This is a genomic window from Litoreibacter halocynthiae, from assembly GCF_004365635.1.
GTDB lineage: Bacteria > Pseudomonadota > Alphaproteobacteria > Rhodobacterales > Rhodobacteraceae > Litoreibacter > Litoreibacter halocynthiae.
In genome coordinates this window covers 431,856-444,303 of record NZ_SOBH01000001.1, presented here as the reverse complement: position 1 = coordinate 444,303, position 12,448 = coordinate 431,856, and the positions used below count along the sequence as shown (strand labels likewise).

General features: G+C 58.3%; 13 protein-coding genes and 1 tRNA gene. 7 read left to right on the top strand and 7 right to left on the bottom strand.

All coding sequences use genetic code 11. The features are described 5' to 3' along the window. Positions 1-12 precede the first annotated feature (12 nt). Entirely contained in the window at positions 13-753 is a 741-nt protein-coding gene (locus BDE40_RS02240; RefSeq protein ID WP_073146280.1) for a YebC/PmpR family DNA-binding transcriptional regulator, read from the bottom strand. A 117-nt stretch (positions 754-870) separates the two neighbouring features. On the opposite strand from BDE40_RS02240, the gene BDE40_RS02235 reads away from it, so the two are divergent. After that, positions 871-2,652, top strand: coding sequence for an SLC13 family permease (locus BDE40_RS02235; RefSeq protein WP_134012438.1), 1,782 nt, complete (start codon positions 871-873; stop codon positions 2,650-2,652). 16 nt (positions 2,653-2,668) lie between these two features. On the opposite strand, the gene BDE40_RS02230 is transcribed toward BDE40_RS02235, so the two are convergent. The 5 genes from BDE40_RS02230 to BDE40_RS02210 all read right to left on the bottom strand — a co-directional run bounded on the left by BDE40_RS02230 (position 2,669) and on the right by BDE40_RS02210 (position 7,302). Then, positions 2,669-3,112, bottom strand: coding sequence for a hypothetical protein (locus BDE40_RS02230; RefSeq protein ID WP_073146285.1), 444 nt, complete (start codon positions 3,110-3,112; stop codon positions 2,669-2,671). 90 nt (positions 3,113-3,202) lie between these two features. Next, positions 3,203-4,981, bottom strand: coding sequence for an SLC13 family permease (locus BDE40_RS02225; protein ID WP_134012436.1), 1,779 nt, complete (start codon positions 4,979-4,981; stop codon positions 3,203-3,205). Next, positions 4,981-5,889 (bottom strand): DMT family transporter, encoded by a 909-nt coding sequence (locus BDE40_RS02220; RefSeq protein WP_134012434.1) that lies wholly within the window; start codon positions 5,887-5,889, stop codon positions 4,981-4,983. The genes BDE40_RS02225 and BDE40_RS02220 overlap by 1 nt, the downstream gene beginning before the upstream one ends. Before the next feature lie 13 nt (positions 5,890-5,902). Then, the gene (locus tag BDE40_RS02215; protein WP_134012432.1) at positions 5,903-6,718 is read right to left on the bottom strand and encodes a TIGR00282 family metallophosphoesterase; all 816 of its coding nucleotides are present in this window, start codon (positions 6,716-6,718) and stop codon (positions 5,903-5,905) included. After that, positions 6,715-7,302, bottom strand: coding sequence for a 5-formyltetrahydrofolate cyclo-ligase (locus BDE40_RS02210; protein ID WP_134012430.1), 588 nt, complete (start codon positions 7,300-7,302; stop codon positions 6,715-6,717). The genes BDE40_RS02215 and BDE40_RS02210 overlap by 4 nt, the downstream gene beginning before the upstream one ends. Positions 7,303-7,366: 64 nt before the next feature. Between BDE40_RS02210 and BDE40_RS02205 the strand changes: the two genes are divergently transcribed. The 6 genes from BDE40_RS02205 (at position 7,367) to BDE40_RS02180 (ending at position 10,711) form a co-directional block, all read left to right on the top strand. Continuing rightward, on the top strand, positions 7,367-7,990 hold the full coding sequence (locus BDE40_RS02205; RefSeq protein WP_134012428.1) for a VOC family protein: 624 nt from the start codon (positions 7,367-7,369) through the stop codon (positions 7,988-7,990). Next, positions 7,987-8,478, top strand: coding sequence for a GNAT family N-acetyltransferase (locus BDE40_RS02200; RefSeq protein WP_246030333.1), 492 nt, complete (start codon positions 7,987-7,989; stop codon positions 8,476-8,478). Before BDE40_RS02205 ends, BDE40_RS02200 begins: the two co-directional genes overlap by 4 nt. Before the next feature lie 32 nt (positions 8,479-8,510). Further along, positions 8,511-9,200, top strand: a complete 690-nt coding sequence (locus tag BDE40_RS02195) for a molecular chaperone DjiA (RefSeq protein ID WP_134012426.1) — start codon at positions 8,511-8,513, stop codon at positions 9,198-9,200. Further along, on the top strand, positions 9,197-10,207 hold the full coding sequence (locus BDE40_RS02190) for an endonuclease/exonuclease/phosphatase family protein (protein WP_134012424.1): 1,011 nt from the start codon (positions 9,197-9,199) through the stop codon (positions 10,205-10,207). The genes BDE40_RS02195 and BDE40_RS02190 overlap by 4 nt, the downstream gene beginning before the upstream one ends. A gap of 38 nt (positions 10,208-10,245) precedes the next feature. Continuing rightward, positions 10,246-10,557, top strand: a complete 312-nt coding sequence (locus tag BDE40_RS02185; protein WP_134012422.1) for a hypothetical protein — start codon at positions 10,246-10,248, stop codon at positions 10,555-10,557. Positions 10,558-10,636: 79 nt separating this feature from the next. Continuing rightward, positions 10,637-10,711 (top strand) — tRNA-Gly (locus BDE40_RS02180). 66 nt (positions 10,712-10,777) lie between these two features. On the opposite strand, the gene BDE40_RS02175 is transcribed toward BDE40_RS02180, so the two are convergent. After that, on the bottom strand, positions 10,778-12,424 hold the full coding sequence (locus BDE40_RS02175; protein WP_134012420.1) for a Hint domain-containing protein: 1,647 nt from the start codon (positions 12,422-12,424) through the stop codon (positions 10,778-10,780). Positions 12,425-12,448: the final 24 nt, after the last annotated feature.

The window sequence follows — 12,448 nt, the reverse complement described above, 5'->3', positions numbered from 1 at the left end:
GCGTCCGTTAGGTCAAAGCTGCGACATGACTTCGTCGCTGGCTTCGAAATTGGCCGTGACGTTCTGGATGTCGTCGTCATCCTCAAGCGCGTCGATCAGCTTCATCAGCTTGGTCATGCCTTCCAGATCCAGCTCGGTGGTGGTGGTCGGCTGCCAGATCAGCTTGGTCGAGTCGCTTTCGCCCAACTCGGCCTCCAGCGCCGTGGATACCGTGTTCAGATCCGTATCCGCACAGATAATCACGTGACCGTCTTCGGAGGAATCGACATCCTCGGCACCGGCCTCGATCGCAGCCATCATCACTGTATCGGCGTCACCCACGGAGGCCGGATAGATCACCTGCCCCTTGCGGTCGAACATGAAGCCCACGGAGCCCGTCTCGCCCAGATTTCCACCGTTCTTGGTAAAGGTCGAGCGCACGGTCGACGCGGTGCGGTTTTTGTTATCTGTCATCGTCTCGACGATGACAGCCACGCCACCGGGGCCGTAGCCCTCGTAGCGGATTTCGTCATAGTTTTCAGCGTCGCCGCCCTGCGACTTCTTGATCGCGCGGTCGATCACGTCCTTGGGGACAGATTGCGACTTGGCCTCTTTCACCGCCAGACGCAGGCGCGGATTTTTGTCGGGGTCGGGATCGCCCATCTTGGCTGCCACGGTAATTTCCTTGGCGAGTTTCGAGAACAGCTTCGAGCGCAACTTATCCTGACGCCCTTTGCGGTGCTGGATGTTTGCCCATTTTGAGTGGCCGGCCATGGGTCTCTCCCCTTACATGCGGTATCGGGCTGCTTTTATGCAAGCGGCCTGCAATCTGCAAGATGTCGCCGCCCATTCCCGCTTCCGGCCCGCGTGAAAGGCCGATAACATGGTCCAATGACACAGGATCAAATTACGCTTTTCGCCCTCTTCGGACTTGTTTTCGCGCTGCTTCTCTGGGGCCGCTGGCGTTACGACGTGATTGCGTTCTCTGCCCTGATGGCGGGCGTCGTGCTAGGTGTCGTCGAGACCAAGAACGCCTTCGACGGGTTCGGCCATCCGGCGACACTGGTGGTCGCGCTGGTGCTGGTCGTCTCGGCTGGTTTGGTGCGATCCGGCGCGGTCTTCCTGATCACTCGTACCTTGGTAGATAGCGCCCGCTCGCTCGGCGCACATATCGCGCTGATGGGGCTGATCGGAGGGGTGCTCTCAGCCTTTATGAACAACGTGGCGGCCTTGGCCTTGCTGATGCCTGTGGACATACAAACCGCACGCAAAGCAGGGCGCGGTCCGGGGCTGTCTTTGATGCCATTGTCTTTTGCCACCATCCTTGGCGGCATGGCGACGCTGATTGGCACCCCGCCCAACATCATCATCGCCTCGATCCGCGAGGACATGTTGGGGGAGCCGTTCAAGATGTTCGACTTCGCGCCAGTTGGCAGCGTGACGGCGATTGCCGGTCTGATTTTTGTCGCGTTGATCGGTTGGCGGTTAATCCCGCAAGGCGAAGACGAAGGGCGGCGCGGCAACCCGATGGACGACTACGCGGCGTATATCGCGGAATTGACCGTGCCCGAGGACTCGAAACTGATCGGCAAGCGACTGGGCGAACTGCTAGAGGATTCGGAGAAAGCGGACGTGGCGATCCTTGGCCTCGTGCGCGACGGGAAGCGGCGTTACGGCACTGCGCAAAACGCGGGCCTGCGGGCTGGCGACGCCTTGGTGCTGGAAGCCACGCCCGATGCGTTGGACGAATTCCGCTCGGCCCTGTCGCTCGACTTCGCCGATGCCAAGCGCGAGGAGCATCTGCGTGCGGATGGCGACGGTCTGAAAGTCATCGAGGTTGTGGTCACCGAGCAAAGCCGCATCAACGGCAAGACCGCGCAAAGCATTGGTTTGGCATGGCGGCAACGCTCTGTCCTGATGGGCATTTCGCGCCGCGGCAAAAACATCAAAAAAGAGGTTCGCAAAACGGTGGTAGAGACCGGCGATATCCTCCTTATTCTTGTTCCGCAAGATAACGCCAATGACGTCACCGAATGGCTTGGGTGCCTGCCGCTTGCAGCGCGCGGGTTGGCAGTCACCGAAGACAAGAAGACGTGGTTGGCAATTGGACTTTTCGCGGCAGCAGTCGCCGCCGCATCAGTCGGGATTATCTACCTACCCGTGGCTTTAGGTATAGTTGTGGTGGCCTATGTTCTGGCGCGCATCGTGCCATTATCTGAGCTTTACACACATATTGAATGGCCCGTCGTAGTGCTGCTCGGGTCAATGATCCCGTTGGGCGCGGCGTTGGAAAGCTCCGGCGGGACGGAGCTTATCGCAGGGGCGCTTGTTGAGCTGACCGGCGGCATGCCCCCATGGGCCGTTCTGACGATCCTGATGGTGGTGACAATGACCCTATCGGACGTTCTGAATAACACCGCCACCGCAATCGTCGCCGCCCCCATCGGTATCACCATGGCGCAGACCATGGGTGTCAATCCCGACCCTTTCCTGATGGCCGTGGCCGTGGCCGCGTCTTGTGCGTTCCTGACCCCGATTGGCCATAAGAACAACACGTTGATCCTGGGCCCGGGCGGCTACAGCTTCGGGGATTACTGGCGCATGGGGCTACCACTGGAGATTCTGGTGGTTGCGGTGTCGATCCCCGCAATCCTGACGTTTTGGCCGCTGTAAAGTCGCTGGCCGCGCTTTAGAAGCCAGCGCTGCTCTCGAAGCGATAGGATTGGCCAATCGCGTCGGTAACAGTGACGACCGCCAAAGGTCTGAATGGCACGACTGTCTCGTCGATAATCGTCGGGCCGATTACTTCTTGCAGAACGACCCGTCCGGGCAATGTGCCAGCTGCCAACACCACTTCGTAGGTGTATGGGTAAGGGCATTCTGCGAGCGTTCCCGTCCAGCCATTGGCACGACCGGCAGCGCCCGCGGCCCCCAGACATTGGGTGGTGTCATCCATGCCAACCAGCACCGCATCCGCCTCCAGCGCGACCAGCACGGGCCGCGTTTGACGCTCGGGCTGAGGTGCAGGGGTTTCGAAAGGTTGGCCGCGATCAAAGAACATATCACGCAGGAATTCGCATCCGGACACCGAGAACGCCATAACGGCAATCAGACTACAGGTTGTGGCGCGCATAGGTCCTCCGCGAGTGTTACTTATCCACAGCTTACACTGCTCTCCATGGGCATGGAATGCCCAAAGCTGGTGCTGGGCAAATTGAGTAGCTCAGAGCGGCCAGATCATCGGGATAACAAATGATGCCAGCAACCCGATTGACAGGTTGAGCGGAATACCCACCCGCATGAAATCTGTGAACCGGTACCCGCCGGGGCCGTAAACCAGCATGTTGGTCTGGTATCCAATCGGCGTGGCGAAACTTGCCGATGCCGCAACCATAACCGCCACAACCAGAGGCCGTGCGTCCAGCCCCATCGCAGTGGCCAACCCGATTGCGATGGGTGTCACGACCACGGCAACGGCGTTGTTGGATACCAGCTCGGTCAGCACAGACGTGAGAAGGTATATCCCCCACACCACAAAGAAAGGCGGCAGGTTCATCATCCACGGGGCGAGCGCCTCTACGATCAAAGTGACCGCGCCCGAGGCCTCGAGAGCTGCACCAATGGCGAGCATGGAAAAGATCAACGCCAGCAGACGCCCGTCCACATGGGAAAAGGCTTCATCCGCGTCGATGCAGCGTGTTAGCAGGACGATGGCGACCGCGAGGATGGACAACAGGAAGATCGGGGCAACGCCGAAACCTGCCAGCGCCACCAATGCCAGCAGCGCCACAATGGCAATCGGCGCGTGAGAGCGGCGGAACGCACGGGCGGACGGGTGAGAGACGTCAACCAGCTCCATATCATTTGCAAGCCGCGATATGTCTTCCTGCGCGCCCTCAAGAAGTAGGGTGTCCCCGACCCTGACGATCAAATCATCCAACTGACGCCCGATGTTCTGGTTTCTGCGATGCACGGCCAGCGGATACACCCCGTAGCGACGGCGCAAACGCATGGAGCCGAGCGACCGGCCGACCATTTTGCAACCCGGAGTGATCAGCACCTCGACAGTTGAGGTTTCGACCGCGGACAGTTGGTCCACGCGCTTCAGCTCTTTGTTGTTTTGCAGGGATAACAGCTCTGTCATTTCGGTGCGCAGAACCACGCGGTCACCCGTTTGCAAGGTCACGTCTTTCAAGTTGCGGCGCAAAGAGGTGTCACCGCGCACAACGTCGACCAGCCGCACACCTTCGCGTTTGAACAGCTGGACATCCAGAACTTCGCGCCCGAGCAGGTTGCTCTCTGGTGGAATTGCAGCCTCGGTGAAGAACTTCATCTTGGAGCGATCAGAGAGCATCATCGCCATGCTGTCACGGTCCGGCAAGAGCCGTGGGGCGATGAAGCGCAGATAGAACATCCCCCATGCCACCAGCACGATGCCAAGGGGTGTCACTTCGAAAATCGTGAACGCGGCAAGGCCGTTCGCCCGCGCTACACCATCCACAAGAAGGTTGGTCGATGTCCCGATCAGCGTAAGCGTGCCACCCAATATTGCGGCATAGGACAAAGGGATCAGCAATTTGGACGCAGAGACCCCGAGGGTGCGCGACAGTTGCACAAAAACTGGGATCATCACGACCACAACAGGCGTATTCGATACGATCGCAGAGGAAATCACCACAAAGGCAAACATCCCCGCCAGAGCGAAGGCAGGTCGCTTTGCGGCGTTACGGTCCGCGATCCGTGTGAACCAGTCGAGCGCCCCTGTCCGCACCAGCGACCCCATGATGATAAACATCGCAGCGATGGTCCATGGCGCGGGGTTTGACAGAACTGACAGGGCCGCTTGATACGGCAGCACGCCCGTCGCAAGCAGGACAGAGGCTCCGCCGATGGCGACAACCTCCGTCGGATATGTTTCGCGCACGAACAGCGCAAACATGCCGACGACGACAAGCAAGGCCAGCACGGCACGCGCATTTTGGGACAAATCTAGAAGTTCCATCAGGACTCCGTTGGTTCAATATCCAAGGGCGGGCGTGGTTGAACCAGCGCCAGCCCAATGAGAAGTATAGCGAAGGCAGCCCAGACCCAAAGCGAATACCGCTCGCCCAAGAGCCACATGGCCCAAACGACACCGAAAGCCGTCACCAGATAGCTGACCTGTACCGCAAAAACAGGACCCGCGCGCCCGACAAGCCAAACATAAGACGAATAGACCCCCGCATGGATCACTGCGGACCCGATCAGCGCCCACTCTGCCAGGCCATAAGGGCGTCCAAACGGGTCGATGAACTGCCCATACCAAACGGCCAATGGCCCCGAGATGAGCGCTGCAATCGCGCTCGCACCGAAAAGAAGCTTCAACGGGTCCAGCCCCGCAATGCCCCAACGGGCGACGTAATTGCCCTCCATCGCGTAGAACAGCGGCGCGATGAGGGCGATGGGGATGTAGACGACCATTGCGCGGTCGGGCAAACTTGCCTCGGGCAAGACGATCAACAACACGCCACACAGCCCCAATGCCAAGCCCGTCAGCCGAGACCACGCGAAGTTTTCATTTCCCAACAAAACCGCGACCGGAAACGCCATCATTGGCACTAGAGACAGCAAAATCGAAACCAACCCTGACGGCAAGTAAACCAGCGCAGTGTATGACGCGGCACCGGGCAGCACGGTACCGACCAAGGCAATCACCAAGCACGCCCAAAGCTGCGCCCTGTTCAAGAGCAGCGGCTTGCCGCGTAGCAAGCACAGCAGTCCCAAAATCGCACCGGAGATTACGGCCTGCCAGAATACCAGACCGAACAGGCGATACCCGCCTTCCACGGCGAGCTTACCCAGCGGTTGCGTGAGCCCCCAGCCTGCCCCCATGACAATCAACGCCCCAAAGAGGCTGTTACGCTCGTTCATCAGAGGTGCGTGCTCACGCGGGGCCGGCCTGTGCCAGTCGTCCGCCTTGACGCACCATCTCGATACGGGTTGCGGCACCGGTACGATCATCGGTTTCCACGTAAAGGCCGGAGAGTGTCGCCTCCTCCATTGCGGGGGTAAACCGCCCCTTCACCATACCGGTCACAAAGCGTCGCATGGGCTCGGCTTTTTCCATTCCGATCACCGACCGATAATCGCCACACATACCGGCATCCGACAGATAGGCACAGCCTTCGGGCATGATCATGGCGTCAGCGGTCGGCACATGGGTATGCGTTCCCACGCAGACACTGGCCCGCCCGTCGCACCAATGACCCATAGCCATTTTCTCGGATGTGGCTTCGCAATGAATATCCACGAGTGACGCCTGAACCATCCCGCCGCGCGGATGGGTTTTGAGAACTTGTTCCAGCTTCCCGAAAGGATCCTCGAACGGGCGCTTCATGAACACCTGCCCCAGAACCTGCGTCACCAGAATTTTACGGCCCCGACCGGCTTCGAATATGCCATGCCCACGCCCCGGAGCATCTTTGGCGAAATTGATCGGGCGAATGATGCGCGGCTCTTTTTCGATGAACTGCAACATATCGCGCTGGTCAAAGGCGTGGTCGCCCAAGGTCAGACAATCTGCACCTGCGTCGAGCAAAATCTTGGCATGGGCCGCAGTCAGCCCAGCGCCGGAACTGGCGTTTTCGCCGTTGACCACGACAAAATCCAACGCCCAATCCGCCCGCAATTTGGGCAACCTATCCACGATGGCAGCGCGCCCAGCGCGCCCCATTACATCCCCGAGAAACAAAATTTTCATGCGAGAGACCTAGGGCCATTGCCTGCGAGGTGCAACACACCCTCGTCCGTCACGATGGCGTCCAGCGGTTGATCGGTCGGCTCCAGCGGAATGTCGTCGGCTTCCTGAGCCGCGAACGCATAGCCGATGGCGAAAACCTTGCCGCGGGCGCGCAGCCCTTCGAGGGTCCGGTCGTAAAACCCGCCACCATAGCCCAAACGCCCACCGTTGCGGTTAAATGCGACGAGCGGAACAATCAGAACTTGCGGCACGACGACTTCCGCCGTGGTCGGAATGAAAGTGCCAAACCCGCCGTCTTTCATATCGCAACCCGGCTCCCAGCGGTGAAATTCCAGCGGATGGCCTTTGGACTTGATAACAGGCACACAAACCGGCCCCCACGCAGCCATTGCCGCCATCACCGGAACAGGGTCCACTTCGGTGCGGATCGGCAAATAGCCGGACAGCGCGCTGCCCTTGTGGGGCAAAATTGTCTCCAGAAGGTTGGTTATCGCAGCGGCGTCGCGTTCCGGCGATTTTGCTGCGCTGCGACGTGCGAAGGCGGCTTGGCGCGCGGTGGCTTTGGCTTGGCTAAGATCATCCATAGGGTTGTTGTTGCCTGACGCTGCCCTCTTGGCAAGTCCCTGTCGACACGCCTATCGTGCCGCCATGAACCTTTTAAGATTAGATCACCTCGCCCTCGCGGCTGAAACCTTGGATGCGGGCCGCACGCATGTCGAGGAAGCGTTTGGCGTTGACCTCGCGACACGCGGAGAGCATCCGCAAATGGGAACGCATAACCATCTGCTCTCGCTCGGGCCAGAGATCTATTTCGAGGCGATCGCCATCAATCCGGATGCCGAAGCGCCGAACCGGCCAAGGTGGTTCAACCTTGATAATTTCCGAGGCCCGCCGCGTCTGACGAATTGGATATTGGCCACCGACGACCTTGATGCGGCCTTGGCTGCGCTTCCAGACGGGTTCGGGCGACCAATTTCGCTGCAACGAGGGGATTTTCGCTGGTCCATGGCTGTGCCAGACGACGGCATCTTGCCGTGGAGTGGCTGGGGGCCTGCGCTGATCCAATGGCATGGCGATTTGCATCCGGCACCATTGTTGCCCGATCAGGGCATCAGATTGGGCGGGGTCGTGTTACATCATCCGCAGGCTGCGGAGATGGCGGAAACTCTCGCCCCGCTATTGCCGCGCGACACCTTGTTGTTTCAAGAGGCGGAGACACCAAGCTTTTCTGCCAGTTTCGACACGCCACAGGGACGGCGCGTTTTGACATGACCTTGATCCGCGCGGCGCGGCCAGAGGATGCCAAGGGAATATTGTCCGTTCTCAATCCGATCATTTCTGAAACCACGATTACGTTCTCCCCCACCCAAGTGACGGAAGCCGAATTATGCGCTGCGTTGGCTGATCATCAACGACGGACTGATCCTTATCTTGTGGCGGATATGGATGGGGTTATTGCCGGTTATGCAAAATACGGCCCGTTTCGCGCGGGCGACGGGTATGCGCGCACAGCCGAGCTCACGATCCACCTCTCCCCGACTGTGCGCGGGCAAGGACTTGGACGGCGGTTGTTCAACGCGTTGCACGATCACGCAGGTGGCGCTGACATTCACAGCCTGATCGCAGGCATCTCCGCAGAGAACGCGCCGGCAATCGCATTTCATGGCAAGTTGGGGTTTGAGAAAGTGGGGCTGATCCCTCAGGCGGGCTATAAATTCGGGCGCTTCATCGACCTTGTGCTGATGCAGAAATTTGTCTGACAAGCTGAACCGAATAGTTTAGCCTATTGCCCATGTCAGTTTGGACCCGCATATCAAACGCGCTCTCGGCGCTAGCCGCTGGTGAAAGCCTCTCGGATGTTTTCGCGCATCTTCGAACCCCGCCCGAACGGCGCGTGGGATTTACCATTGCGGTGATTGCACTTGGGGCCAAAATGGCAAAGGCCGACGGTCGCGTCACACGCGACGAAGTTGCAGCCTTTCGCGAAGTGTTCACAATTGCACCAGAGGACGAGGCACAGGCCGCCAAGCTTTTCAATCTGGCGCGTCAGGACGTGGCGGGATTTGACGATTACGCCCGCAAGATTGCGACGATGTTCGAGGACAATCACTCGACCTTGTATGATTTGATGGAAGGTCTGTTCCACATCGCCGTCGCGGATGGCAGCTACCACCCGTTGGAAGACGAGTTTTTGCTGAGTGTGGCGGCCATATTCAAGATTACCGAGCCGGAATTCCGCTGCCTACGGGCGCGGTTTGTGGCTGATGCGACGCCCGACCCCTACGCAGTGCTGGAGGCGACGCCGGAAATGGCCTTGGAGGACGTCCGCAAGCGCTGGCGGCAACTGGTCAAGGACACCCACCCGGATGTGATGGCCGCACGAGGGGTGCCCCATGAAGCGGTTAAGATGGCGGAAAAACGCCTTATCCGCATCAACGCCGCGTGGGCCGAAATTTTGGCAGAGCGCGAGCCTGTTGCATGAGGATTGCAACCTATAACGTCGAATGGTTCACCTATCTGTTCGACGACGCAAACAACCTGATCCAGGACGGCACATGGTCGTCGCGCTACAACGTCACCAAAGCCATGCAAGCACAGGCGCTAGGGCTTGTGTTTCAATCAATCGACGCTGACGCGATTATGGTGATCGAGGCCCCCGACACGTCGCCTAGCCGTTCGGGTCGCGTTGCGCTGGAAAACTTTGCTGAGCATTTTGGACTGCGCACCACGAAAGCGCTAATCGGCTACGACAACGACACCCAGCAGGAAATCGCCCTGCTCTATGATCCGAACGTCGTAAGCGCGGTCCATGACCCGCGACAAAGCGAGGCTGCTCCGCATTTTGACAACACGTTCCGGATGGATCTCGATATTGATGCAAAAATGGATGACGTGGTGTTCTCCAAGCCTCCACTGGAAGTCGCGTTTACCACCAAGAGTGGCGCCGAGCTTCGGTTGATCGGCGCGCATTTGAAGTCAAAGGCGCCGCACGGGGCACGAAACGAAGCGGATGCCATGCGCATATCCATCGCGAACCGGCGCAAGCAATTGGCGCAATGTATATGGTTGCGCGCGCGGGTGACCGAGCATCTGACGGCTGGTGACTCGGTGATTGTTCTGGGCGACTTCAACGACGGCCCCGGATTGGACGGCTACGAGAAGCTGTTTGGGCGTTCGGGTGTGGAGATTGTATTGGGCCAATCCGACGACCCGAGGCAAACGCTGTTTGACCCGCACGCACAGGAGATCATGACCCACCCTTTCGGTGCGCGCCCAACCACGTCGCGCTTCTATGTGCGGCCAGAGAAGCGCTATCTGAATGCCATGCTGGACTACATCATGGTGTCGTCTGATTTGGCTGCCAAGTCACCAAAATGGCATATCTGGCATCCGTTTGATGATCCCGAATGCTGGAACGCGCCAGAACTGCGAGAAGCGTTGCTTATCGCTTCGGACCATTTTCCGGTCACGCTGGACATTGATCTCTAGGGTTTGAATTGTTGCGGGATTGCCCCCATATTCGGGGGATGAAACAGCTTTTATTGATATGCAGTCTGGCACTTTCATCGCTTCCCGCGGCGGCCCAAGAGAAGTCGCCTCCATTCGGGTTAGGTGACCTCGCGCCGTTGGCCGAGAACTTCAGAGAGCTGTTTGAGGGCTTCGCAGACGACATGATGCCCTTGATGGAGCAATTGGCCGACAAAATGTCTGACCTGAATGCCTATGAAGCCCCAGAGGTCCTGCCAAACGGCGATATACTCATCCGTAAAAAACCCAAGACAGAAGACGATCCTGACGCCGAACCCAAGGTCAATCCGGATGGCAGCATCGATCTATGATAATATTTTTTGCGCTTGGTCTGAATTTCTCTCTTGCAGCCCACGCGCACCGTCGCTAAATCACGGCTCACCAACGGATGCGGGCGTAGCTCAGGGGTAGAGCATAACCTTGCCAAGGTTAGGGTCGAGAGTTCGAATCTCTTCGCCCGCTCCAATTGGTCTCAAGAAAAAGCCTTGGCTCACGCCGAGGCTTTTCTGCTTTCTGGGGTATTTGGTGCGTTTACGCGGCCAAAACATGCGCCAGCGTTCCGGAAATACTTTGACGTGCCGATTGCCCGTACTGCGCCGGATTCGAGCGTAGCTCAGGGAAAACTGCGAACATTTCTTCGCGGGCTGCGTCATGCAAGCCAGGCAAACTGAAATCACCGGGCTGATAGCTTTCGCTGGCGATTCCGTTGGCCGTGATGATTTGGTGGCGATCAAACATCAGATGATAGTAACTCACGCGCCCACTGGCCAACTGACGCACATTTACGCCGTCCACCAAATGCCGCGCGGCGACGAGAACCTCCTCCTGACCGAAGTAGAGCTGCGCCAAAGAGCCAGCGCGCACAATCCGGTGTTGCGGCGACACTCGAAGCGGCAACCTGTTCTCCATAACACCAGCTGCAATTTCGATAGGTGCATGTCGCGCACTGGCGTACATATCACGACTGCTGATCCACCGGATGGGTTGCGGGCCCTCATCCCGGGTCAGCACTAGGTCACCGCTTCGAAGTGTCTCCACCGCCCGCGGTCCATTTGGTGTCTCGATCAGCGTCCCATCACAATAACAGATGGGGGAAGCGTCGAAGGTCACGAATGCGCTGTCGGTGTTTCCGTCTGTATCGGCCACCGTGTAGCTGAACGAAGTTAAACCGGTCTGACCGCCCGTGTTCACAAGCGTAATCGTCCCGTTCGGGTTCAGTGTAATCGCCTGCCCTGATGGCAGCGTCACCGTCTGGCCGGAAACCACGTTCACACCGTTGATTTGCGTGATTGTCAGCGCCTGTGAAGTTGGATCAGTATCATTTGCCAGAATATCGACTGTCTTGGGATTGCTACCCCATGTCTCGATTCCTGTATCATCTGTGGCAATCGGATCTGTGTCCGTCGCGCCGGGCACATTGTTTGATGCGATGACGATAGCACTATCATAGGACGAGTCTCCGACATCCGCGATGCCGATCATCAAGGTCTGCGCCACACCGGGCGTGACGGGAATATCGAGCGACAGGGTTACCGTGAAGCCGTCCATCTCGGTTGCGTAAGCGCCACCCGAATTATTGACGTACAGGTTGGGGTTTGCACTATCGAATTGGCCGTTGCCCGGGTTCGGGTCGTTGTTCTGGTTTCCGTTCGACGGGTTATAGGTGCCAGCATCGTTGATGCCATTTACTGAAATCTCGCCGGATCCGACCGATATCGGCTGGGTCACACCATTCAGCTGAACCAACGCAATATCATTGAAGTTCGAGTAGACGTATTCGTTGTATTCCTCTGAATAGAAACGAAATTCTATATTGATTGATGTTTGCCCGGGCTCCGGAGTGAAGTTAATCTCCAGAAATGATGCGTCAAAAGTGGATTGACCTGCCGCAGCATTAAAAGCCGCGTTTCCGTCTATGCCAGCGGTGTCCGCCGTCGTGCCCCCACCTGTGTTGTTTGCACCCGAAGCATTGGCAAAGGTCGATACATTCCCCGTAGAAAATATGACACCCGTGTCAGAAGGCAGAACGCCCGGGTTCGTGGTGCCGCCGTCAGTGTAGATCGCGGAAGACCCAGTCGCACCAGAATAGGTCGCAGAGTTTATCGTAAACCCCGCGCCCAAAATCTCCGACGCCATTGCAACGGCGCTGGCGGATGTGTTTGCTGTCAACGCAGCCATACAGGCATGCCTCTTCCTAAAACC